18 protein-coding genes and 1 pseudogene are annotated in these 24,648 nt (G+C 38.7%); 15 read left to right on the top strand and 4 right to left on the bottom strand.

Going from position 1 to position 24,648, the window contains the following annotated elements:
- Window positions 1-395: 395 nt before the first annotated feature.
- A pseudogene (locus F4V57_RS08680) lies at window positions 396-2,694 on the bottom strand (penicillin-binding protein 1A); the annotation flags it as partial.
- Window positions 2,695-2,843: 149 nt separating this feature from the next.
- On the opposite strand from F4V57_RS08680, the gene F4V57_RS08685 reads away from it, so the two are divergent.
- From F4V57_RS08685 to F4V57_RS08730, 10 genes are all read left to right on the top strand, one after another.
- Complete coding sequence (locus F4V57_RS08685) at window positions 2,844-3,902, top strand: pilus assembly protein PilM (RefSeq protein ID WP_070070647.1); 1,059 nt, start codon at window positions 2,844-2,846, stop codon at window positions 3,900-3,902.
- On the top strand, window positions 3,902-4,528 hold the full coding sequence (locus tag F4V57_RS08690) for a PilN domain-containing protein (protein WP_070070646.1): 627 nt from the start codon (window positions 3,902-3,904) through the stop codon (window positions 4,526-4,528). Before F4V57_RS08685 ends, F4V57_RS08690 begins: the two co-directional genes overlap by 1 nt.
- Window positions 4,525-5,226 (top strand): type IV pilus inner membrane component PilO, encoded by a 702-nt coding sequence (locus tag F4V57_RS08695; RefSeq protein ID WP_070070645.1) that lies wholly within the window; start codon window positions 4,525-4,527, stop codon window positions 5,224-5,226. The genes F4V57_RS08690 and F4V57_RS08695 overlap by 4 nt, the downstream gene beginning before the upstream one ends.
- Window positions 5,213-5,749, top strand: a complete 537-nt coding sequence (locus F4V57_RS08700) for a pilus assembly protein PilP (RefSeq protein WP_070070644.1) — start codon at window positions 5,213-5,215, stop codon at window positions 5,747-5,749. Before F4V57_RS08695 ends, F4V57_RS08700 begins: the two co-directional genes overlap by 14 nt.
- A gap of 61 nt (window positions 5,750-5,810) precedes the next feature.
- Entirely contained in the window at window positions 5,811-7,919 is a 2,109-nt protein-coding gene (pilQ, locus tag F4V57_RS08705) for a type IV pilus secretin PilQ (RefSeq protein ID WP_070070737.1), read from the top strand.
- A gap of 36 nt (window positions 7,920-7,955) precedes the next feature.
- The gene (gene aroK, locus F4V57_RS08710) at window positions 7,956-8,501 is read left to right on the top strand and encodes a shikimate kinase AroK (RefSeq protein WP_227515711.1); all 546 of its coding nucleotides are present in this window, start codon (window positions 7,956-7,958) and stop codon (window positions 8,499-8,501) included.
- A gap of 25 nt (window positions 8,502-8,526) precedes the next feature.
- Window positions 8,527-9,612 carry a 3-dehydroquinate synthase gene (aroB, locus tag F4V57_RS08715; RefSeq protein WP_070070642.1) on the top strand — a complete coding sequence of 362 codons (1,086 nt, stop codon included), beginning with the start codon at window positions 8,527-8,529 and terminating at the stop codon, window positions 9,610-9,612.
- A gap of 16 nt (window positions 9,613-9,628) precedes the next feature.
- A complete protein-coding gene (locus tag F4V57_RS08720) occupies window positions 9,629-10,465 on the top strand; it encodes a hypothetical protein (RefSeq protein ID WP_070070641.1) in 837 nt (278 codons plus the stop codon).
- Between the two features lie 400 nt (window positions 10,466-10,865).
- Complete coding sequence (gltB, locus tag F4V57_RS08725) at window positions 10,866-15,353, top strand: glutamate synthase large subunit (protein WP_171257565.1); 4,488 nt, start codon at window positions 10,866-10,868, stop codon at window positions 15,351-15,353.
- Window positions 15,354-15,424: 71 nt separating this feature from the next.
- Complete coding sequence (locus F4V57_RS08730) at window positions 15,425-16,846, top strand: FAD-dependent oxidoreductase (RefSeq protein WP_070070639.1); 1,422 nt, start codon at window positions 15,425-15,427, stop codon at window positions 16,844-16,846.
- Between the two features lie 55 nt (window positions 16,847-16,901).
- Here the strand turns inward: F4V57_RS08730 and F4V57_RS08735 are convergent, their stop codons facing one another.
- Entirely contained in the window at window positions 16,902-17,759 is an 858-nt protein-coding gene (locus F4V57_RS08735; protein WP_070070638.1) for an MBL fold metallo-hydrolase, read from the bottom strand.
- Between the two features lie 303 nt (window positions 17,760-18,062).
- On the opposite strand from F4V57_RS08735, the gene F4V57_RS08740 reads away from it, so the two are divergent.
- The 5 genes from F4V57_RS08740 to F4V57_RS08760 all read left to right on the top strand — a co-directional run bounded on the left by F4V57_RS08740 (window position 18,063) and on the right by F4V57_RS08760 (window position 22,713).
- Window positions 18,063-18,650, top strand: coding sequence for a LemA family protein (locus F4V57_RS08740; protein WP_070070637.1), 588 nt, complete (start codon window positions 18,063-18,065; stop codon window positions 18,648-18,650).
- A gap of 25 nt (window positions 18,651-18,675) precedes the next feature.
- Window positions 18,676-19,776 (top strand): TPM domain-containing protein, encoded by a 1,101-nt coding sequence (locus F4V57_RS08745; RefSeq protein ID WP_070070636.1) that lies wholly within the window; start codon window positions 18,676-18,678, stop codon window positions 19,774-19,776.
- The gene (locus F4V57_RS08750; RefSeq protein WP_070070635.1) at window positions 19,770-20,330 is read left to right on the top strand and encodes a TPM domain-containing protein; all 561 of its coding nucleotides are present in this window, start codon (window positions 19,770-19,772) and stop codon (window positions 20,328-20,330) included. The genes F4V57_RS08745 and F4V57_RS08750 overlap by 7 nt, the downstream gene beginning before the upstream one ends.
- A gap of 209 nt (window positions 20,331-20,539) precedes the next feature.
- Window positions 20,540-21,679, top strand: coding sequence for a glycosyltransferase family 4 protein (locus F4V57_RS08755; protein WP_070070634.1), 1,140 nt, complete (start codon window positions 20,540-20,542; stop codon window positions 21,677-21,679).
- 17 nt (window positions 21,680-21,696) lie between these two features.
- Window positions 21,697-22,713, top strand: coding sequence for a glycosyltransferase family 4 protein (locus F4V57_RS08760; protein WP_081409260.1), 1,017 nt, complete (start codon window positions 21,697-21,699; stop codon window positions 22,711-22,713).
- A gap of 12 nt (window positions 22,714-22,725) precedes the next feature.
- Here the strand turns inward: F4V57_RS08760 and F4V57_RS08765 are convergent, their stop codons facing one another.
- Window positions 22,726-23,625 (bottom strand): glycosyltransferase family 32 protein, encoded by a 900-nt coding sequence (locus F4V57_RS08765; protein WP_150330550.1) that lies wholly within the window; start codon window positions 23,623-23,625, stop codon window positions 22,726-22,728.
- Complete coding sequence (locus F4V57_RS08770) at window positions 23,622-24,641, bottom strand: hypothetical protein (protein WP_070070632.1); 1,020 nt, start codon at window positions 24,639-24,641, stop codon at window positions 23,622-23,624. Before F4V57_RS08770 ends, F4V57_RS08765 begins: the two co-directional genes overlap by 4 nt.
- Window positions 24,642-24,648 lie beyond the last annotated feature (7 nt).

Below are 24,648 nucleotides of genomic sequence, written 5' to 3' on the forward strand. Positions count from 1 at the left end.
AAAGTGAATTGGACAAAAGCTTATCGAGATTCAATAAGCTTTTGTCCAAGTAAAGTCCTTGACTAAGATCGTGCTATTCGTCAAGGACTTTTTTGATCTAAACCAAACTTTATAGTAAGGATTAAATTTTAATAAGTCTTAAAAAATACTATCAGGATGAACCTGTTCAGAATGATTCTGACTAGGTGTTTTTAATTTCGGTGGTTGAGAATTATTGGGTAACAATATTTCTTCACCAGGTAAGTCCTCAAAATCTCGATCACGGGAAGGTGCTGTAACTGATGGTAACGGTGCTGGTTTGTATATTGGCCGAGCAACAGGTGGAACACCTTGCTGTTGGCGTTTTAACTCAGCAACATCAGATGAATTATTTTGAATATTCTGCTGAAGATTATTCGCATTTTCATCAAGTTTGACCCATGCGTATGGCTGGTTTTTTAAAGCTCCCGCCATAAAATTCACCCAGATTGGCAATGCAGCTACACCACCGTATTCACGCCGTCCCAGTGTGCTTGGAGAATCGAAACCAACCCATGCAATTGCAACTAAATTGCCATTAAATCCGGCAAACCATGCATCTTTGGCATCATTGGTTGTTCCTGTTTTTCCACCCAAATCACTGCGTCCCAAACGTAAGGCAGCACGTCCTGTACCATGTTGAATAACATCACGTAAAATATTTGCCATATCAAATGCTGAACTGGATTTCAGAATTTGTTGTGCTTTGCGATATTGTCCGGAAATTTCTGCAGCGTTGTCTTGTTGGACATTATTTGCTGCCTGATCACTAGACGTTGCCTGTTCTACAGATGCGGCAGCCATATCAGTAGAAGCCGCTTGAGGATTATTTTCATCCTGAATCGTAGCTTGTGCATTAGTTTGATTGATACAGCGAATACAGGCATAAGCAGGATTAGCTTTGAAAATTTCTTTACCAGTTGTATCAGTAATATGGTCGATCACATAAGGTTGTATACGATAACCACCATTAGCAAATGCTGCATAACCTGTTGCCATTTGAATCGGTAGAACCTGAGGTGTACCCAAGGCAATGGTGTAGTTACTAGGAATTTGTTTGTCGTGTAAGCCGATATCCATCAAAAATTGCCGTGTTCTTTCAATCCCTACACTTTGCAGCATACGTACAGAAACTGTATTTCGAGATAAATATAAAGCACGGCGTAAAGGAATCATCCCTAAATAACGCCCGTCTGAATTGCGTGGCGACCATCGTCCAATAGTAATTGGAGCATCATCAACCATAGTATAGGGTGTCATGCCTTGTTCAAGTGCAAGCGCATAAACAAAAGGTTTAATGGTCGAACCCGGTTGTCGCCAGCCTTGTACTGCGCGGTTAAATTTAGATTGATAAAAGTTAAAACCACCAACAATAGCTTCAATTGCACCATTGTTGGGATTAAGTGCAATCAGCTGCCCTTGTACTTTAGGTACCTGAACCAGACTCCAGACGGTTTTGTTATCATTTGGGCGTAATCGTACAATATCATTTACTTTTACAATTTGTGATGCTCTTGAGGCAGATGGTCCAGGATTATCTGCGCTTCTGTACAGTGTCGCCCAGCTCATACCTGACCATGGCACAGTAACTTTAGTTCCATCTTTAAGTTCCGCTTCAAAGCTATTGGCGTTGACTTTAGTCACTTTTGCAGGCCACATGTTGGCAAAAGTAATAAAATTTTTTAATGGTTTATCATGTGCTTCTGCACCACGCCAGCCATGACGGCGGTCATAATTTTCCAGACCCTCTTGAACAGCTTGTTCAGCCAGTTCCTGCCGATGACTGTCTACGGTAGTATAAACTTTAAAGCCTGAGTTAATGATTTGTTCACCGAAGTTATCTACAAGTTCCTTGCGCACAAGTTCGGCTAAATACGGGTATTTTTCTTCTACACGATGATTATAAAGTTTAAGTTGAATTGGTTCTGCAATGGCAGTTTCATACTGTGCTTGATTAATGTAGCCGAGTTGTAGCATACGACCCAAAATCCAGTTGCGCCGCTCAAGTGCTCGTTCCGGATTGGCGACAGGATTATATTTAGATGGGGCTTTAGGTAACCCTGCAATCATGGCTTTTTCTGCCAGAGTCAACTGGCTTAAAGTTTTTCCATAATAAATTTTGGATGCTGCCTGAATACCATAGGCATTTTTACCTAGAAAAATTTTATTGACATACAGTGTCAGAATATCTTCTTTGGATAAGCTTTGTTCAATTTTTCGTGCCAGAAAAATTTCGGTAAGTTTGCGGCGTAAAGTACGTTCAGGAGTTAAATAATAATTTTTTGCGACCTGCATGGTAATGGTTGAGCCACCAGTTTGAGCTGAACCACTGATGGACTCGGTTACCGCACGGCCAAGTCCTTTGAAGCTGACACCGCTATGTTCGAAAAAAGCAGAATCTTCTGCGGCCAGAAAAGCATGAATCATATCTTGAGGAATATCTTTATATTGGACAGGCAAAGACAGTCGGTCACCAAACTCACCAATGAGAATATTATCCTTGGTGTAGATTTGTAGTGGTTGCTCAAGAGGTGCTTTTTGTAAGCTACTCATATCTGGCAAAGATGGCGCAATATAGAGGTACATTCCATAAAATGCCATGGGAACAGAAAGCAATCCTAAAATTAAAACTGAAAAAATTGGATGAATCTGTCCTTTAGAAGATAGCTTTTTCATAATAACTAGGTTTTAATAAGCACTTATTGAGAGCGATTGTGAATAAGTATAGCGATAAGCGTAACAGATTGTTAGCAATAAAATGTTGCTAAGTTGAAATCGTACTCTATTTCATGATTCGTTAGGGGATAAGAATAGGATAATCAGTAGTGTTTAATTTTAATTCTAAGTCTACTAAAAGTGTTATAGGAGTAGATATTAGTTCTACTTCTGTAAAGTTGATACAGCTTAGTGTAAAAAACAGTAAGTATCAGGTAGAGGCGTATGGGGTACTACCGTTAGCTGAAAATGATGTGGTGGATAAAACTATCATGGATTCAGAACATGTTGCTGAGGTTCTGGAGCGTGTTTACAATTTGGCTAACCCAAATATCAAACAAGTGGCATTGGCTGTACCAGCAGTTGCAGCAATTACCAAAATTATCCAGATGGATGCTGAAATGGGTGATGATGAACGTGAAGTTCAGATTCGACTGGATGCAGAACAATATATTCCTTATCCGCTAGATGAAGTTAGTCTGGATTTTGAAGTATTGTCCTTTAATGAAAAAAATCCTGCGAAAGTAGATGTGTTATTGGTAGCAACACGTACTGAGAATGTAGATAAACGTGTTGAAGTTGCTGAGTTGGCTGGATTAAAAACCCGAGTCATGGATGTTGAATCCTATGCACTTGAGCGATCTTACGCTTTATTAGCCGGTAGCTTGCCAATTGGCGCAAATATTGTTGCAGTACTGGATGTTGGGCATACACAAACAACCTTGATCGTGCTGGATCAGGGGCAGGTCGTCTATAGTCGAGAACAATCCTTTGGTGGAAAGCAACTTACACTTGATGTACAGCAACGTTATGGGCTGTCATTTGCAGAAGCTGGCTTTGCTAAAAAAGAAAGAAATCTTCCGGATGATTTTGAGCCTGAAGTACTCTATCCATTTATGGAAGCAATTGCACAGCAAGCTGCCCGTTCATTACAGTTATTCTTTTCTTCTTCACAATATTCAGAAATTGATCACTTGCTTCTTGCTGGTGGTAGCGCCAACATTACTGGCTTTCCAAAATTATTACAGGAAGCACTCGGTTATCGTGTCACCATTGCCAATCCATTCTTACGTATGAGTTATGCACCTCAGGTTGATGTTCGTAAACTTGAAAATGATGCACCTTCTTTGCTGGTTGCAAGTGGTTTGGCATTAAGGAGTTTTGACTGATGGCTAAAATTAACTTATTGCCTTGGCGTGAGGAGTTACGGGAACGCCGTAAGAAAGAATTTTTCACTACCAGCATCTTGATTGCCATTTTGGGCGTTGCTGCTACCTTTATGGTGTATATGTATTATTCACATTTGCTGGATAATCAAAATCAAGCCAATCAACAAATTGTTACAGCTAATCAACAACTAGATCAAAAACTAAAAAGTCTGGATGGCCTACAAACACGCCGTGATGAAATTATTCAGCGTATGAAGCTGATTCAGGATTTGCAGGCTGTACGACCAGTGGCTGTTCATATTTTTGATGAAATGACAAAATTAACACCAAATAATATGTATTTAACCAGTTTTTCCCGTACTGGTGATAAATTTACTCTCGAAGGTCGGGCACAAGATCCCAATATCGTTTCTGAATTTTTGCGTAATCTCGGATCATCTCCTTGGTTTAGAAATGCATTTATGAATTCATTTGTTGCAGCAGAAGCAAAAGCACAACAACAAGGTGCTGTAACACCGCGTCCAGAAGACAGTTATGGTAATTTTGTGGTGACTGTTGATTTGGGGGATACAGTTAGTGCCGTGAATGCTGCACAGCCTGAAGCAAAAGCAGGGGTAACACCATGAATTTAGATGAAATGGATGTAACTGAAGAAAAATCCAAGAAAAAGTCTTTTTCTTTTGAAAAATACATGCAGCAATTGCAGCAAGTTGACATGAACAATATTGGTGCATGGCCTCTGGCAGTCAAGTTGACCATGTATTTGTTAATTCTTATATTTATTGGCTTTCTGGCTTATTTTCTTATTATTCAAGGCATTCGGGAAGATATTGCCAGTGCTGAAGCACAACAGGAAAATTTGTTAAACGAATTTAAACAAAAAGATTCCAAATTGCGCAATTTGCAAAGCTATAACGCACAATTGCAACTGATGGAAGCTCAGTTTAATCAACAACTCCAGCAATTACCCAAAGAAACTGAAATTCCTGGGTTGGTTGAAGATATTAATACTGCCGGGGTTGAATCCGGGCTGGAGTTTAAAAATATTCAACTGCAACCTGAAGTTAAACAGGAAGTATTTATTGAGCAGCCGATCGATATTACAGTAAGCGGTAATTACCATAGTATGGGTGGTTTTGTTAGCGCAATTGCTGCTTTACCGCGTATTGTTACCCTGCATGACTTTAGTATCAAGGCTGATCAGGTTAAAGGCAGTGAAGTACCAAAACTTGCAATGAATATCAAAGCCAAAACTTATCGCTACATGAATGAAAGTGAGAAAAAAGCGGCAGATGCGGAGACTAAAAAAAATGAGAAAAAATAGTCAAGGCGCAATATGCCTACTGACATTGTTGACGATCGCATTGGTTGGATGTAAATCCAAGGTTGATGATGTGCAGGCAAAAATGCAGGAAATTCGTGATAAACCACCTTTGGCAGTTACACCCCCACCGGCATTTAATCCTATTCCCAATTACACTTATGATGCCTATCAGTTAAAAAGTCCATTTGTACCAACCAGTATTGCCAATGAATTAAAAGTCATGGCAGGCAAACGGGTTTATCCTAATCTGGCACGACCTTCTCAACCATTGGAAAATTATGCGCTTGAAGAGTTGCTCATGAAAGGCACAATGCGTAATAGTGCAGGAAAAACCATTGCATTGGTACGTACACCAGATGGTCAGATTGAGCAGGTACAGGCCGGAAACTACATGGGCAAAAATTATGGACGAGTCATCCGTATCAGTCCAAATCAAATAGATCTACTCGAGGTCGTTCCTGATGGTCAGGATGGCTATATTGAACGGCCGCGTACGTTATTGTTACGTACGGATATTCAATAAGGGTAGGGAATTTAAAATGAAAAATATCAAAGTTTTAAATAAAATGGGGTTAATCATGACGATGGGATTATCCATGAAAAGATTTGCAATGACAGCGGTAGCCTGTGGGGTAATGCAAGTAGTAAGTGCTCAGGTTGCGATTACACAAGTGATACCGATGCAAAATGCAGAAGGTACTGAATTACGTGTGTTATTTAATGGTTTACCTGCGCAGCCTAAAGCTTATCAATTAGAAAATCCATCACGTTTGGTTCTGGATTTTGATGGTGTGAAAAATAATGCACCCGCATCTGCTGTTGCAGTCAATACCTCAGAAGCTTCCAGTGTTGATATTCAGGCTGATGATGCCCGTGCCAGACTGGTGGTTAATTTAAAAGATTATGGAACATTCACTACTCGTTCTGAAGGCAATACACTGGTTTTAAAAATTAATTCACAAAAAGCCAATGCAATTAGCCTTCCAGGTAATGTTGTCAATACAGCATCAAATCAGACCGGATTGTCAGATATCGGTTTTGCACGTGGTGCGCAAGGCGAAGGGCTGGTCAATATTAGCTTGTTAAGTGCGCATACACCTGTAGATGTACAACAACAAGGCAGTAAAATCATTGTACGTTTTTTGGGATCAAAAATTCCAACTCATTTGGCTCGGCGTTTAAATGTTAATGATTTTTCTACGCCAGTAAATACCATTGATGCCTACAATGAAGGCAGTAATGGTGTGATTGTGATCCAGCCAACGGGCAGTTATGAGTACATGGCTTATCAGTCAGAAGATAAGTTGACTGTAAGTGTGAAACGCCCAGAACAAAAAAATGCTACCAATGGGCGGGCATCACAAAATTATACGGGTAAGAAAATTTCTCTTGATTTCCAGGATATTGAAGTACGCCGAGTTTTACAATTACTGGCAGATTTTACCGATACCAATATTGTTGCGGCTGATTCTGTTCAGGGACAAATTACCATTCGTCTAAAAGATGTGCCTTGGGATCAGGCGTTAGATATTATCCTTAAGACCAAAAATTTGGATAAACGTCGTAATGGTAAAGTCATTTGGGTTGCACCTGTATCAGAATTGATAAAGGCCGAAGAAGATGAAGCTAAAGCGATTGCACAAAGTATTAAATTAGCACCAATTCAGACAGATTATATTCAGTTGAAATATGCCAAAGTTGCAGATATTGAAAAACTGATTACGGAACGTAAAGGCATTTCCAGCAATAACTCTGGTAATGGGTCAAATACGGCAAGTAATGATGAGTTGGCTGGAAACATGTTGAGTCCTCGTGGCTCAGTCGCCAGCGATGTGCGAACCAATACGTTAATTGTGAATGATACTGCAGCTAAAATCGATGAAATCCGTAAAATGATTGATTTAATTGATGTTGCTGTGAAACAGGTGATGGTTGAAGCCCGAGTTGTAAGAGCTTCTGATTCTTTTAGTAAAGATTTGGGGGTGAAATGGGGTATTGCTTCGAAAAGTAATGACTTTTTGATTGCTGGCGATAGAAGCTCTTTAAGTACCTTATCTGATTCTGATACTACACAATATTCTGATTTATCTGACAATGTTAGTGTGGATTTGGGTGTTGAGGATGCGGTTGGACAAATTTCCTTTGGTTTAATCAAGTTTTCTGACTTTATGCTAGATCTTGAACTCTCTGCCTCACAAGCAGAAGGTTTGACAGAAGTTATTTCTACGCCCAAAGTCATGACAGCCGATAAACAAAAAGCATTGATTAAATCGGGTGTACAAATTCCATATCAAAGTACCAGTACCTCAGGCAGTAGTACATCGACTACAACGTCATTTAAAGATGCGGTCTTGTTATTGGAAGTTACGCCAAGCATTACACCAGATGGTAAAGTTGCTATGCAACTTAATATTACTAAAGATGCTTTAGCTGGTTATGCACAAAATGGCGAAGCTTTGATTTCAACCAACCAGATTAATACTAATGTGTTGGTAGGTAGTGGTGAAACAGTGGTGTTGGGAGGAGTGTTTGAAGATACCACTGAAAATTCAGTGACAAAAATTCCATTTTTGGGTGACCTGCCGTATATTGGTCGTTTATTTAGAAATACATCCAAAAGTAAACAGAAAGATGAGTTGTTAATTTTTGTGACGCCACGGATTGTCAATGACAATAGCGACACAAATCGTTAATATAGAGGATATATAAAACATAGAGATAGGTGGCGCTTGAATAGCCATAGTAAAACAAAGGGTCTTCCAAATATTTATTTGGTGGGCCCAATGGGTGCAGGGAAAACCACAGTAGGCCGCTATCTGGCAGAACTACTGGGACGTAATTTTATTGATAGTGATCATGAAATTGAAGCCCGGACAGGGGCAAATATTCCCTGGATTTTTGAAAAAGAAGGTGAGTTGGGTTTTCGTGCCCGAGAAAAAGCTGTTATTTCAGACCTCACCACACAAAAGAATATTGTTTTGGCCACAGGGGGCGGTGCTGTAACACAACGTGAAAACCGTCAGGTATTACAGCAGCGCGGTGTCGTCATTTATCTGTATACACCAGTAGAAATTCAGTTGGCCAGAACTTATCGCGATCGCAATCGCCCATTGCTACAAGTGGATAATCCGGAAAAAAAGCTTACAGAATTATTACAAAGCCGTGACCCACTTTATCGTGAAGTTGCGCATTTTGTGATAGAAACACATCAGGGTTCTGCACGTGATCTGGCTTTGAAAATTTTAAAGCTGATCGAAGAACAGTCAATTTTATAACTTTATCTATTTGAATATGACGACTATGCAAACACTTTTTGTTGAATTGGGTGAGCGGCGCTACCCGATTTTTATTGGGCATACTCTGGACGCATCGAGTTTGCTGGCACCTTATATTAAAGCAAAACAAGTCATGATTGTAACCAATACGACAGTCGCAGCCTTATATCTGGAAAAATATACTTTACAATTTGAACAATTAGGTAAAAGTGTTGCGACCTGTATTTTACCAGATGGCGAAAAATATAAAGATTTTGGGCATTTACATTTAATCTTTGATGCACTGTTACAAGCTGGATTTAACCGAGATTGTACTATCGTGGCCTTAGGCGGTGGTGTAATTGGTGATATGGCTGGTTATGCGGCTGCATCTTTTCAAAGAGGTGTGAACTTTATTCAAATCCCTACGACTTTGTTGTCACAAGTAGACTCAAGTGTTGGGGGGAAAACTGGTATTAATCACCCATTGGGTAAAAATATGATTGGTGCGTTTAAACAACCTGAAGCTGTTATTGCTGACATGGCTGTTTTAGACACATTACCACCTCGCGAGCTATCAGCAGGAATGGCCGAAGTCATTAAATATGCCTTACTTTGTGATGCCGAATTTTTATTATGGCTTGAACAAAATATGTCTAAATTAATGGCTGGTGATGCTGATTTACTGGCTCAGGCTGTTTATCGATGCTGTGCGCATAAAGCACGAATTGTTGCCAATGATGAAACAGAAAAAGGTGAACGTGCATTACTTAATCTTGGACATACATTTGGCCATGCGATTGAGTCTTATCTAGGGTATGGAACATGGCTGCACGGTGAAGCTGTTGCAACAGGAATGGTGATGGCTGCTGAGCTTTCAGCCCGCCAAGGCTGGATTGATACTGTGGATGTACAACGTATTCAACAGATTATTCTTGCGGCAAACTTACCTATTGTGAGTCCGGCAATTCCGTTAGAGCAGTTTCTCAATTACATGTCACATGATAAAAAAGTGCTGGATGGTCAGTTACGATTGATTCTTCTCAAACAACTGGGAAAAGCAGTGATCACCAATGAGTTTGATCAGAATGCATTAATTGCAGCCATTCAGGCACATCAGCAAGCCGCGTAATAAATAAGAGGTTATTATGGCAACATTATCAAGACACTGGCAAACAGTGAAAAATATTATCTGGCTTGCTCTGGGTGTAGGATGTTTGTTGCTGACTTTTATTTTTTGGATCGTACAAAACAAGCCAAAAACCGTAGAAATTGCACAACAACAAAAACAACAGCAAGATGTTGATCGGCCTGTACAAATTGAAAAAGTGGCAGTGAATCAGAATTTGGGAACATTTACTGATGAAGTGCCACCTTTTAATTTGACTCAGCGTAGTGTTGAAGTCAGTAGCCATGAGGCTGAATTTCGTGGTGCAAAATTTGTTGCAGATTATCATAAAAAATGGACACTGCAATTAATGAAGGTTTCTGAAGAAGATATTATTCGAGCTTATTTGGCCAAGCGTGAAGATCGTAAAAAATTTAATTATTTACGTTTGCAAGATGGTAAAAATCCAGAGCAATATGTGTTGATTTATGGTCAGTATGATTCTGCACAACAAGCAGTAGAACAATCACAAAAAGTTAATTTTGAATTGCCGGAATCTGTAAAAGTGTTACCTGAAAGTTTATCTACTTATTCTGCATTGGTACGGGATTTAGGCAGTGAAGAAGTTTTATCAGGAACCAAATTACGTAATATTGTTTTAACTAAAACCGTTATACCACGCATTGTTGCTCCCGAACCGACAGTAACACCATCATCATTGGCTGGTTCTGCTGATCAATCAGCCACAAAGACTGAACAAATGGTGAAGACCCAAAATGCAGCAACTTCACCCGTTAAAACTGGTCAGATTGAACAAAAAATAACAGAACCAGTAAAACCACATACCAATGAAGAGCAAATTATCGATCCATTCTAAATTTTTGCACTATATTGGTTCATAATGTTTGGGTTGGTAGATTTTGCGTTTAAATAGTGCAAAGTGGTAGGCAGAATTTGGTGCAATAATAAAATTTACATATAAAATAATCATACATTTCATGAACTTAAAAATATATAAAAGTGGCATATTTTTTGCTTATAAAAATAGGCTCAGCAGACTGTGGTACAAAAAGATAGTTATATTTATCCTGTCTTATGTACTGAAAGAATGTAATTTGTACAAAAAAGTGCAAATTATGCTTTTTGGATATTGCTTTCCTGTATTGCTTATATGAAGTTTGTGCATGGTAAGGCAGTCTTAAACATCTAAGAGGTTCTGCTTTAACTGTTTTTGACCTGTATTTGGTCACCGTAGAATAGAAGGGTACGCTATGCACATGCCATCGCTCAATAATGTAGCTCCCACTGAACAACCGGATCAAGGTTTGTATCAGCCGCATGAATTTAAAGACAACTGTGGTTTTGGTTTAATTGCTCATATGCAAGGAGAGCAAAGTCATCATTTGGTCAAAACAGCCATTCATAGTTTGGCATGTATGACCCATCGTGGTGGTATTGCGGCAGATGGTAAAACAGGTGACGGTTGTGGTTTATTACTGGCGATGCCAAAGCAACTTTTTCGTGATGAAGCGAAAAAGATTAGCGATATTACGCTAAGCGAAGTATTTGCTGCAGGAACAATTTTTTTAAATACTGATCCGGCTTTGGCGCAAAACGCCCGTAATATTCTAAGCAGTGAACTCGATGCGGAAGGATTACGTACAATTGGCTGGCGTGAAGTCCCAACAAATAATGATGTACTGGGTGAAATTGCTTTACGTTCCTTGCCAAAATTTGAGCAAATATTGGTCAATTGCCCAATGGGTGTGACAGAGGTTGAATTTAACCGTAAATTATTTTTAGCTCGTCGCCGTGCAGAACAAAAACTACAAAACGATCCACTATTCTATGTAACTACATTGTCTTCTAAAGTCATTAGCTATAAAGGCTTGATGATGCCTGCTGCGATTGCAGATTTTTATACTGATTTGGCGGATGAGCGTTTGGCTTCACATATTTGTGTATTCCATCAACGGTTTTCTACTAATACATTGCCACGCTGGCCTTTGGCACAACCATTCCGTTATTTGGCACATAACGGAGAAATTAACACGATTACTGCAAATCGTAACTGGTCGGTTGCACGTACGCCAAAGTTTGAAAATCCGTTATTACCGGGATTATTGGATCTAAAACCATTGGTTAACCGTACCGGTTCGGATTCATCAAGTCTGGACAATATGCTTGAGATTCTGATCGGTGGCGGTATGGATTTGTTCCGTGCCTTACGTATGTTGGTTCCACCAGCATGGCAAAACGTTGAAACACTAGATGCTGATTTACGTGCTTTCTATGAATTTAACTCCAAACACATGGAAGCATGGGATGGTCCGGCAGGTCTGGTGATTCAGGATGGTCGTCATGCCATCTGTATGCTGGATCGTAATGGTTTACGCCCTGCGCGTTGGGTGATCACCAAAAATGGCTATATCACTTTAGCGTCTGAGATCGGTGTTTGGGATTATGAACCTGAAGATGTGATTTCCAAAGGGCGTGTCGGCCCAGGACAAATTTTGGTAATTGATACTGCAACGGGTAAATTATTAGATACCAAAGACGTGAGTAATCATTTGAAAAAAATGCGTCCATATCGTGAATGGTTACGTGAACGCTCTTTAAAATTACAAGGTACCCAACAACTTGAAGAAGAGTTGGTGGATCAGGGGCTAACTGCTGATGCGTTAAAAGCAGCGCAAAAAATGTTTATGGTCACATTTGAAGAACGTGACCAAATGCTACGTCCAATTGCAGAAAGTGGTCAGGAAGCTGTTGGTTCAATGGGTGATGATACGCCAATGGCAGTTTTATCCCGTCAGGTTCGTCATGTTTCGGATTTCTTCCGTCAGCAATTTGCACAGGTCACTAACCCACCAATTGACCCTTTACGTGAATCCATTGTTATGTCACTGGAAACTTGTCTGGGACGTGAACAAAATGTATTTGAACAAAGTCCTGAACATGCAGATCGAGTGATTTTCTCTAGCCCAGTTTTGTCGAATGCCAAAATGCATTTGATTCGCGAGCTGGATCGTCCTGGCTATGAACGGGCAGAAATTGATCTTAATTATCCTGTGGAAGAAGGTTTGTCGGCTGCAATTCAACGTATTTGTGAAGAATCGGCACAGGCGATTCGTGATGGCAAAACTTTATTGATTTTGTCTGATAAAAATATCCGTGAAGGTTATTTACCAGCCAATTCAGTGATGATTACTGGTGCAGTACACCATCATTTGATTGAAAAAGGTTTGCGTTCCGATGCCAATTTGATTATTGAAACTGGTTTCGCACGTGATGCACATCAATTTGCGGTATTCCTTGGTTTTGGTGCAACAGCCGTGTATCCATATCTTGCCTATGATGTGATTAATGATCTGATCGCCAAAGGTGAATTACTGGGCGATCCTATTCATGCACAGGCCAATTTCCGTAAGGGGATTGATAAAGGCTTACTTAAAGTCTTGTCTAAAATGGGAATTTCTACTGTTGCTTCTTATCGTGGCGGCCAATTATTTGAAGCTGTCGGACTCTCCAGAGAAGTGGTGGATACCTGCTTTATTGGTGTACCAAGCCGTATTCAGGGTGCAACATTTATTGACCTTGAAAATGATCAGAAAAAACTGGCTGATCTGGCATGGAAAGCTCGTAAGCCGATTGATCAAGGTGGTATGCTGAAATTTGTATTTGGCAAGGAATATCATGCCTTTAATCCGGATGTAATTAATGCACTACATAAAGCGGTGCGCTCCGGTAAATATGAGCATTTTAAAGAATATGCTGAGTTGGTTAATCATCGTCCAGTTGCCACGATTCGTGACTTATTCAAGTTAAAAACGGATCATTCAATCTCTGTGGAACAAGTCGAATCGGTAGAGGATATTCTCCCTCGTTTTGACTCTGCGGGAATGTCGTTAGGTGCATTATCGCCAGAAGCCCATGAAGCAATTGCGATCGCCATGAATACCATTGGTGGTCGTTCTAACTCGGGTGAGGGTGGGGAAGATCCTGCACGTTATGGCACCATTCGTAATTCAAAAATCAAACAGATTGCTTCTGGTCGTTTTGGTGTAACACCTGCGTATCTCACTTCTGCCGAAGTATTACAGATTAAAGTTGCGCAAGGTGCAAAACCGGGTGAAGGTGGTCAGTTACCGGGTGGTAAAGTTAACAGCCTGATCGCACGTCTGCGCTACTCTGTACCGGGTGTGACTTTAATTTCACCACCACCACATCATGATATTTATTCAATTGAAGATTTATCACAATTGATTTTTGACTTAAAACAAGTCAATCCTCAAGCGATGGTATCGGTAAAACTGGTATCTGAACCGGGTGTGGGGACGATTGCTGCGGGTGTTGCCAAAGCTTATGCCGATTTTATTACCATTTCTGGTTACGATGGCGGTACAGCAGCATCACCATTGTCTTCTATCCACCATGCCGGTTCGCCATGGGAATTGGGCTTGAGTGAAGCGCATCAGGCATTACGTGTTAACGATTTGCGTGGCAAGGTACGTGTCCAAACTGACGGTGGCTTAAAAACCGGTCTGGATGTTGTAAAAGCAGCTATTCTTGGCGCAGAAAGCTTTGGTTTTGGTTCTACACCAATGATTGCTTTGGGCTGTAAATACTTGCGTATTTGTCATCTGAATAACTGCGCAACTGGTGTAGCGACACAACAAGATAAATTGCGTCAGGATCACTATATTGGTGAACCTGAAATGCTGATCAATTTCTTCCGCTTTATTGCCGAAGAAACACGTGAATGGTTGGCTGCATTAGGTGTATCTTCGCTAAAAGACTTGATTGGTCGCGTAGATTTACTGGAAATTTTACCGGGTGAAACTGATAAACATGCCCATCTGGATTTAACACCATTGTTGCAATCACATCCATCTGCTGAAGGTAAAGCACAATATTGTCAGGTACAAGGCAACCACCCATTTGATAAAGGCCTGTTGGCGGAACAAATGGTGACAGATATGCTACCTGCTATTGAAAGCGGAGAAGGTGGCGAGTTCTCTTATAACATTGGTAACTGTGACCGTTCGATTGGCGCAAGATTATCTGGTGAAATTGCCCGCCGTCATGGCAATCTGGGGATGGAAATTGCCCCAGTTGTATTGAAGTTACAAGGTACGGCAGGTCAGTCTTTAGGTGTCTGGAATGCCGGTGGTTTGCATATCAAATTAGAAGGTGATGCGAACGACTATGTCGGTAAAGGTATGGCGGGTGGTCGTATTTCGATCTTTCCACCACAAGGCTCACCTTTCCGTAGTCAGGAAACAGCAATTATTGGAAATACCTGTATGTATGGTGCAACAGGCGGTAAACTGTTTGCAGCAGGTACAGCAGGGGAACGTTTTGCCGTGCGTAACTCAGGTGCATTCGCAGTGATCGAAGGTGCAGGAGATCACTGCTGTGAATACATGACAGGTGGTATTGTGACTGTATTGGGTAAAGTCGGTCATAACTTCGGTGCAGGGATGACAGGCGGTTTTGCCTACGTGCTGGATTTGGACAATGATTTTGTGGATTACTATAACCATGAATTGATTGACCTGACCCGTATTTCAACTGAATCAATGGAAGAGCATCAGCAATTCCTGATGAAGATTCTGGATGAACACATTGAGGAAACAGGTAGTGCCTGGGCGTATAAAATTCGCCATGAGTTTGATTACTACAGCCGTAAATTCTGGCTCGTCAAACCCAAAGCAGCCAATTTGTTGACCTTGCTTAAAGCAACTCAAGCCGACCCACAATAACATACTGCATTTAATAGGCAGGTACGCATTGGAACATGATTGAAAATGCGTACTTACCCACGGAGAGAATTATGGCACAGCGCCTAAATAATGACTTTCAGTTTCTGGATGTTGCCCGTCAGGATCCAGAGAAAAAAGATATTACTGTCCGCAAAGCAGAATTTGTGGAAATTTATAAACCATTTACTGCTGATATTGCTGCAAATCAGACACACCGTTGTCTAGCTTGTGGTAACCCTTATTGTGAGTGGAAGTGCCCTGTACATAACTACATTCCAAACTGGTTAAAACTGATTGCAGAAGGTCAGATTTTTCGTGCAGCAGAACTTTGCCATCAAACCAATACCTTACCTGAAGTTTGTGGTCGGGTATGCCCGCAAGACCGTTTATGTGAAGGTGCTTGTACCTTGAATGATGGTTTTGGTGCAGTAACGATTGGTAATGCAGAAAAATATATTAACGATACAGCGTTTGCCTTGGGCTGGCGTCCGGATATGTCTTCGGTTAAATGGACCGATAAAAAAGTTGCCATCATTGGCGCAGGTCCTGCCGGTTTGGGCTGTGCCGATATTTTGGTGCGTAATGGGGTAAAACCTGTGGTATATGACAAACGCCCTGAAATTGGTGGACTACTCACTTTTGGTATTCCTGAATTTAAAATGGAAAAAGACGTGATGAAACGCCGCCGTGAAATTTTCACTGGCATGGGCATCGAGTTTCGTTTAAATACCGAAATTGGTACAGATGTGACCATTGAACAATTATTGGCCGAATATGATGCCGTATTTATGGGTATGGGAACATATACCTACATGAAAGGCGGTTTTCTTGGTGAAGAATTAGACGGTGTTTATGATGCGCTGGATTTTCTGATTGCCAATGTCAACCGTTGCCAGAATTGGGAAAAAAATCCTGAAGAATACATCAGTATGGAAGCTAAGAAAGTCATCGTGCTAGGTGGTGGTGATACAGCTATGGACTGTAACCGTACATCCATTCGCCAAAATGCAGCCAGTGTTACTTGTGCTTATCGCCGTGACGAAGCCAACATGCCAGGTTCTCGCCGTGAAGTCCGTAATGCTCGTGAAGAAGGTGTAGAATTCCTGTTTAATCGTCAACCGATTGAAGTGGTTGGTGAAAATGGCAAAGTCACAGGTGTAAAAGTCGTCACAACGCAATTGGGTGAACCAGATAGCCGTGGTCGCCGTAGTCCTGAGCCTGTACCGGGTTCAGAAGAAATTCTACCTGCTGATGCTGTATTGTTGGCCTTTGGTTTCCGCCCAAGTCCAGCAGACTGGTTTACGACACAAAATATTAGTTTAGATGGTGCTGGTCGAGTGGTTGCTCCGGAAGAACAGGAATTTATGTTCCAGACCTCTAATCCAAAAATCTTTGCGGGTGGGGATATGGTACGTGGTTCTGATCTGGTTGTAACAGCAATCTGGGAAGGACGCAAAGCCGCAGAAGGTATACTGGATTATCTGGATGTTTAAATCACAAAAGATTTAGAGCATTAAATAACCCGCAAACTGAATTGCGGGTTATTTTTTATTCCCATTGCATTTCTTGCATATTGACTTTGGCACTGAGGATCAGTGCGTCTTTTTCTGATAATAATGAATATTTACTTTGCATATTTTCAATGACTTGTTGTGCATTATTCGATTGTTTCAACGCATGTTCAAAGTCATTTAAATAGTTTGAGGTAAAATGAATAGCTTGTGTCGCTGTAGGGATATCACCAATATAATGTCCCGGAATCACGACTTTAGGCTTTAAATTTATCATTTCTTTGAGGGTATTTTGCCACTGCTGACGAGCAGCAAATGATTGCGTATCTGCTGTCCAGACATGAATTCCTGAAGATATTCCCACACCACCAACAATGACTTTACTGCTAGGTACCCATAAATAAGCTGCGTAACGATTGTTTGCCTTAAACTCAATACGTTGACCATCCAAAGTAAGGGATGATGTTTTATAAACAGTTGGTACATAAATTTTTGATGGGGCGCCATCTTTTAACTGAGGAAACCAATATGCCTGTTTGGCATCTTTAGTCGCTTGAATATGCTCTACAACTTTCGGCGTTGCGATTACTTTTGCATTGGGAAAAGCAGATATGATCGGCTCTAAACCAAAATAAAAATCAGGATCACCCGCAGTAATAATGATGTACTGTAGGTTTTTACCACTGTCTTTGATGATTTGAACCAGCTTATTTGCATCTTTGGTATTAAACTGGGCATCTACAAGAACAGCATTTCGATCTCCCATGATCAACGTCGATGATACCGGAAAAATTGCATTTTCCTGTGGATTATAAATTTTATAACTTAACGGAGCGGCATCTGCCACACTGATCATTGCGGCCATAAGACCGATAATACCTAAAATTCTTTTCATAAGTTGCTCATAAAATCTGATCGTGTATATGTTTTCACTATGATCTTTAGCATAAGAGCAAAAATATAGAAATGTAAGTACTTACCTTTTGGTAAGTTTGCAATTATTTTTTGAAATATCTTGCTAAGCGCTACTCAACTTATCATAAAGAGAAAAAGTTTTTTTGTGTAAAGCATCACAAAATTTTCTTATATTTAGCAATTATAAGTATTTTACTATACAAAATGAAAAACAAGCATTACTTTAATCGTATTACAATGCATGCTATAGCATAAAAGATAATCAAAATTAGGTAGAGCGTATATGAATGTATTCAATAAAACTTTAGTGGCGGCAACAGTGGTCGTGACCTTAAACCTTACCGGTTGTGGCTATAATACCATGCAAGTTAAGGATGAAGCCGTTGACGGGGCATGGTCAGAAGTACAGAACCAATATCAGCGTCGGGCCGATTTAGTCCCTAATCTGGTCAACGTGGTCAAAGGCTATGCCAAACATGAAGAACAGGTACTGACTGAAGTCACTCAGGCGCGTTCTAATGTTGCTGGATTGAAAGTTGATCAACAAGTTCTGGAAGATCCAGCATTATTTGAAAAATATCAACAAGCACAAAGTCAATTGACAGGCGCCTTATCCCGATTGATTGCAGTATCCGAAAACTATCCTGATTTGAAAGCCAATCAACAATTTCAGGCCTTACAGGTACAGCTTGAAGGTACAGAAAATCGTATCGCTGTAGCACGTAACCGTTATATCCAGACAGTGCAGGATTACAATAGCTATGTACGTCAATTCCCACAAGTAATGACCGCCAAAGTGATCGGTATGAAACCAAAACCAAACTTTAGTGCCGAAACTGGTGCAGAAAAAGCCCCAACAGTAAATTTCTAAGGTTTCACTGTTGAGGAGAGGATGGATGCGGCATTATCTACAAGATTTAAAACCATATTTGAAACAAATACTGAGATCAGTATTTTTGTTTCCAATAGTATTTCTGTCCATCCTGTGTACATTTTCTTATGCGGAAACAGCATCTGCACAAGGCGATCAGTCGGATGATGTCGTGATTGCCCGACAAATTCTAAAACAGCAGCAACAAAATAACCCATCCACGGTGGCAAAAGAACAGACCAATGTCTCTGCTTCCGTTGATACGCAAAGTACTGCATCGGTCACTGCTGCCAGCAGTGATCAATCTGCTGTCGTGCAATTGCCGGCACTCAATGCTCCCATAATTGATCCAACACATGTTTTAAGTACAGAACAGAACCAACAGCTTAGCCAGCAAATTAAAACCATTTATGATGCTGGTAAAGCCCAAATCGGCATAGTGATTGTACCGACCACTGGACAGCAGGATATTTTTGATTATGCCATGCACATTGCAGATCAATGGAAACTGGGTACTGCCAAGCATGACAATGGGTTATTAATCGTGGTTGCCGTGAATGACCGTAGAATACAGATTCTCACTGGTTATGGTCTGGAAGGCGTACTTCCGGATATTGTGAATTATCAAATTATTCAAAATCAAATTACACCATATTTTAAACAAAATCAGTATGCACAGGGCTTGCAAACAGGGCTAAAAGAAATAGATCGAATACTGAGTCTTGATCCGGAAATTGCCAAACAACAGGCAGATGTTTTAAAAGAACGACAAAATCAGGCACATGCCCATCAGCAAGCAGTGTCGAATATGATGAAATATTCGATTGCCATTCTCATCATTGCTGTGATTGCTTCACTCTTTGTTGGTCGAAAAATTGCGTCAATTGGTGCGGGTGCTGCCGGTATTGCCGCAGGCGTGATCAGTGGTGTGGGATTGGGAATGAGCTTGCTCATTGGTGGCGGATTATTTTTGTTAATTATTAGCTCTATTGCACAACTAATTCTACAAGCAATTGCCAGTGGCGGTGGTGGTCGAGGTGGCTCCGGTGGCGGCTTTGGTGGGGGTGGTGGATACAGTGGCGGCGGTGGTGGCTTTGGTGGGGGAGGAGCTTCAGGATCATGGTAAATCAGACAGACTCGCAAACTGTATTTGCAAGCAAAAATACAATAGATACACATCAGCTTAGTTTGACTCGCTGGCTTAAACATGTATTTTGTTTTAAATCCTCTAAACGCTTACTCAATGCAGCGCAATGTCAGCAAATTGCAACAGCCATTGCTGCGGCAGAGAATGGTCATCGTGGGGAAATTCAGATCATTATTGAAGGTAGCTTACCAAGCTTGATTGCACTGGATACCAACGTGCGACAACGGGCAGAACAATTATTTGCCGAATATCGGGTTTGGGATACCGAATTTAACAGTGGAATTTTGATTTATATCAATTTGTGTGAGAAAAAATTAGAACTGGTTGCTGACCGAGGAATTCATCAGGCTGTTCATGCCACTTGCTGGGATGAAATTTGTCAGAAGATGCTGCCGTACTTTAAACAGCAGCAATATGTAGACGGCTTGTGCTTTGGAATTGAACAAATCGGTGAAAAATTGGCAACTTTTTACGCTGATAATCAAGCAGATCCTAAAGGTAATGAATTGTCTGATTTGCCGAAGTTATTGTAGTTTAAAACGGATGTTACTACAAAACTAATTCTTCTAGTATATATAATATTTTATTGTAATTATTAAGATATTTAAGCTATTGTCTTAAATTCGATGATTTTTTTATTAAAATGATGTACCTTTTACATTAAGATAACTAAGTTTTTGTTTATTCTACTTGAGAATAATTACATTGTTTATTTTTGGAATATGGAAAGATATAAGATTGTATGAAGAATAATAAATCAATATTAATTATTACTCGAAATCTTCCCCCCTTAGTCGGAGGTATGGAGCGATTAAACTGGCATATTGCAGATGAACTTTCAAAAATACATCAAGTAAGTATTGTTAGTCATAAAGAAGCAAGAAAACAAGCACCTAAAGATGCGAAATTTTATATTGCTCCCTTATCACCATTGCCATTGTTTTTAATTGTATCGTTTTTAAAGGCATTCTGGATATGCTTAATAAAACGGCCTAATATCCTCTTTGCAGGAAGTGGTTTGACAGCTCCGATTGCCGTCATTCTTGCCAAAATTTTTAGAATAAAAAGTATTGTATATATTCACGGATTAGATATTGCAACTGATAATAAACTTTACAATTTATTCTGGATTCCATGTATTCGCTCTGCAAACCAGATTATCGCTAATAGCATACCTACTTACCAAATTTGTATAAATAAAAAAGTTGATAAAAATAAGTTAAGTATTGTTCATCCCGGTGTAAGTTATCCAGCAAAACCACAAGATATTGAACTTATCGAAGAATTAAAAAATAAATATCAGTTACATGATAAGAAAATTCTTATTTCTGTTGGACGTTTAACAGAACGTAAGGGTTTAAATGAATTTATTGATTTAAGCTTTTCTAAGATTGTAAAAGCAATACCTAATACAATTTTAGTGATTATTGGCGATACTCCAAGCCAATCTTTAAACAAAAATCTACAATCAAAAGAGTTAATTTTATCTACCGCAAAATTTCATCAAGTTGAGCATAATATAATTTTTATTGGCAATATTAATGACGATAATATTTTATCAAGTTTTTATTATTTAGCTGATATACATGTATTTCCTGTAAAACATATTCCAAAAGATCCAGAAGGTTTTGGGATGGTGGCAATTGAAGCGGCTGCACATAGTACACCTACTATTGCATTTGCTACAGGAGGAATTATAGATGCTGTTAAATCGGATGTATCAGGTTATCTAGTCGAATTAGATAATTATGAGCAATTAACAGCACAAATTATTGAATTACTTGAAAATCCAGAACAGATTAAACCAGAAAAATGTAAGGCTTTTGCAGAAGGTTTTGCGTGGTATAATTTAGCTAATAAATTAAAAAATATCATAAATTAGATTGTAAAGGAGTATTCGTGACTAAGCCAGCAATATGGTTTCCCACTATTCGTACAGGAAGTGGTTCGGATGTATTTACTGAACAGCTAGTTAATGGATTAAATAAACAGGGTGTGCTTGCTGAAATTAGTTGGTTACCACATCATGCTGAATATTTACCTTGGCTAGTACATAAACCTCAAAAACCAGACTGGGCTAATATTGTACATATTAATTCTTGGTTACATCCAAAATTTTTACCTGATAATATTCCTATTATTACTAATGTCCATCTTTGTGTACAAGATAAAGCTTTGCTACCTTACAAATCTATGGCACAAAAAATTTATCATCAATTATGGATTACACCAATTGAACGCCACAATATCAAGCAGGCAAATAAAGTGATTGCTGTTAGCCATTATACTGCCAAGCAAGTAATTTCTTTTTTTAATATTAATAATGTAGGTGTTATTTATAATGGTATAGATACAGAAATTTTTACACCCTCTCAAATACCAAAGGCTAAAAGGCCTTTTCGTATTTTATTTGCAGGAAACCATTCTAAACGGAAAGGCTTTGATTTACTTCCTGAGATTATGCAACAGCTTGGCGCAGATTTTGAGCTATATTATACTGGTAATCGTGAAGATGCCTCCTATAATCTACCTAAAAATATGTATGCTTTGCCACGTTTAAATTATCCTTTAGAAATGGCTAAAGCTTATCAAGATGCTGATGCTTTATTATTTCCCACTCGATTAGAAGGTTTTGGATTAGTTGTTGCTGAAGCGATGGCTTGTGGGTTACCAGTAGTTGTTGCTAACAGTTCTGCATTACCAGAATTAGTTGAACATAATCTGTCGGGTCTACTCTGTAAAAAAGATGATGTGCATAGCTTTGTTGTAAACATTAAAAAATTACAGTCAGATAAACAACTACAATTGACCCTCTCAAGAAATTCTAGTGCCCGAATCCAAACACAATTCAATATGAATAATATGATTGAAAACTATATTAAAATTTATAAATTGCTACTTAATGAAAAACATTGAGAAGTGTTAATATTAAAAATTTTTTAAATTATGTATTAATGCAGTGAGTTCTTCTTTAGGAGTTAGCTTATTAGTAGGATTTTTGAAAAAAATTTTATATATAAAATAATAAAAAAATAAAAAACAGAATCTAAATATAATGAAAGTTTTATATGAAAATATTTCATAATTTGTTCTTGGTAGGATAATGGGCTCTGAAATTAGGCTGTAGTGATTTCTCATAATTTTTATATGATCTGAATTATTCTTTAATAGTGTATATTCTAATGAAAAAATCTGATGTGACCGAGCGTATCGGTGTGAAAAATTAGGTCTTAACGGATGAATTGCTAATGTGTATACGATTGGACCAGTGAGTTTGAGGACCCCACGTTTTGCAACACTATGTTTCCATGGGTTATAGTGTTTTATATTGTATATTACATGATCTATAACAGCTTTTAAAAAAGGGGAATTTGGTTTTGTAATAATATACCATTGTTGATATTCCCCATAGGGGATATGCCGTAATTCAATTTTTAACCCCGCTCTTTTAAATTCTCCATTTTCATTTGGCCAATTTGAAATAAAAAATTCATCTTCGGGTTTAATTAGTTCAGACAGAGGAATTTCACAAGAGCTTTTTATATCAAGATAAATTCCTCCTTCTTTATATAATAGTAAGTAACGAAAGAAATCTGCTTTAGCAGCACCATAAGATGGATTAATCAAATTATATAAATTAAGCATTTCTTTACCATAATTTTTTAGAATATAAAGTGAGCATTGATTGTCATCATAAAATTTATATTCCCAGTCAGGGTTTTTTAATTTTAACCTTTCTACTATACGTTTAATTTCAACAGGCAATACAGTTGAGTGATAAGTTTGATGAATAGTTTTTGGAATATGATCTATAGAGATATTTTTCATATTACTTTCTCAAAAGAGCTCATTGATGGAAACTTTTCTAGAAAAGCTGTAGTTAACCTCATTTTTAAGATAATAAAATTCTCTAAATTTTCATGATCATTAATACATATCTCATTCACATCTTCATTTAAAAGGACTTTGGCTATTTGATCAATATTATTTAAGTCAATATTATAAAAATATCCACGATGATGTTTGTTGACTGGATAAAATCTTCCCTCAGCTAAACTCCAATAACGAAATAAATATGTATTGACTTCACCTTCACCTCTAAATTTATGTGCAGACATACTTGTTAAAAATTCATTTTCTTTTTCCCACACATTATTAAAAATATTCTTTAACATTGGTGCAGATAAGTGATAATCATGAAATGCAGAAAAATTTTCATATGGAAGTTGAAGCATGTTTTTAAAATTATCAATTAGTCTATAATTTATATTAAATATTTTTGAAATATTCTTATACATTATTTCTTTTTTATTAAAATGGTTGTTTATAATACTCGCACAAGTGTGCCTTACTATAGACCATGGATTTTTATTACCTACAGAATATAATGGTTCCATCAATAATTGATCACAGGGTAAGCCATTTTTAAAAAAATAATCAGGAGAAATATCTTTATTAATAAATACATCATCATTAAAATAAACAAATTTTTCAGCAAGATCATTTATATTGTGTAAATGAATCCCAATAACTTGAGAGTTAAAAGTTGGCAAAAAATCTCTTGGGATAATATCCACATGCTTTACTAAGCTTAATTTTTTGTGGTTAATATTTAACCATTTTGGGTAGTGACCAGAAGTGACCAGATGGATTTTACGTACCCATGGGCAATATTTTTCAACTGCCCTAAACCAAAAGTGAAAATTATCCCAATCTCTGAATCTAGCATCATTCACAGCGTGAGAACTTATATTTTTATCTTTGTTTTTATTAAGATAGTATTGCTCTTGCCACTCTGGATCATTGCTATCTAACCAAGTCACAACAAAATCTATGTCAGACATTTAATAA

The organism is Acinetobacter qingfengensis (assembly GCF_008693185.1).
GTDB classification, from domain to species: domain Bacteria; phylum Pseudomonadota; class Gammaproteobacteria; order Pseudomonadales; family Moraxellaceae; genus Acinetobacter; species Acinetobacter qingfengensis.

Excerpts from the sequence above, each read along its gene's own strand:
- F4V57_RS08720 (WP_070070641.1), top strand. The coding sequence starts at position 9,629 with ATGGCAACATTATCAAGACACTGGCAAACAGTGAAAAATATTATCTGG.
- F4V57_RS08700 (WP_070070644.1), top strand. The coding sequence starts at position 5,213 with ATGAGAAAAAATAGTCAAGGCGCAATATGCCTACTGACATTGTTGACG.
- F4V57_RS08690 (WP_070070646.1), top strand. The coding sequence starts at position 3,902 with ATGGCTAAAATTAACTTATTGCCTTGGCGTGAGGAGTTACGGGAACGC.
- F4V57_RS08695 (WP_070070645.1), top strand. The coding sequence starts at position 4,525 with ATGAATTTAGATGAAATGGATGTAACTGAAGAAAAATCCAAGAAAAAG.
- F4V57_RS08755 (WP_070070634.1), top strand. The coding sequence starts at position 20,540 with ATGAAGAATAATAAATCAATATTAATTATTACTCGAAATCTTCCCCCC.
- F4V57_RS08765 (WP_150330550.1), bottom strand. The coding sequence starts at position 23,625 with ATGAAAAATATCTCTATAGATCATATTCCAAAAACTATTCATCAAACT.
- F4V57_RS08735 (WP_070070638.1), bottom strand. The coding sequence starts at position 17,759 with ATGAAAAGAATTTTAGGTATTATCGGTCTTATGGCCGCAATGATCAGT.
- F4V57_RS08740 (WP_070070637.1), top strand. The coding sequence starts at position 18,063 with ATGAATGTATTCAATAAAACTTTAGTGGCGGCAACAGTGGTCGTGACC.
- F4V57_RS08750 (WP_070070635.1), top strand. The coding sequence starts at position 19,770 with ATGGTAAATCAGACAGACTCGCAAACTGTATTTGCAAGCAAAAATACA.
- gltB (WP_171257565.1), top strand. The coding sequence starts at position 10,866 with ATGCCATCGCTCAATAATGTAGCTCCCACTGAACAACCGGATCAAGGT.
- pilQ (WP_070070737.1), top strand. The coding sequence starts at position 5,811 with ATGGGATTATCCATGAAAAGATTTGCAATGACAGCGGTAGCCTGTGGG.
- aroB (WP_070070642.1), top strand. The coding sequence starts at position 8,527 with ATGCAAACACTTTTTGTTGAATTGGGTGAGCGGCGCTACCCGATTTTT.
- F4V57_RS08730 (WP_070070639.1), top strand. The coding sequence starts at position 15,425 with ATGGCACAGCGCCTAAATAATGACTTTCAGTTTCTGGATGTTGCCCGT.
- F4V57_RS08745 (WP_070070636.1), top strand. The coding sequence starts at position 18,676 with ATGCGGCATTATCTACAAGATTTAAAACCATATTTGAAACAAATACTG.
- F4V57_RS08770 (WP_070070632.1), bottom strand. The coding sequence starts at position 24,641 with ATGTCTGACATAGATTTTGTTGTGACTTGGTTAGATAGCAATGATCCA.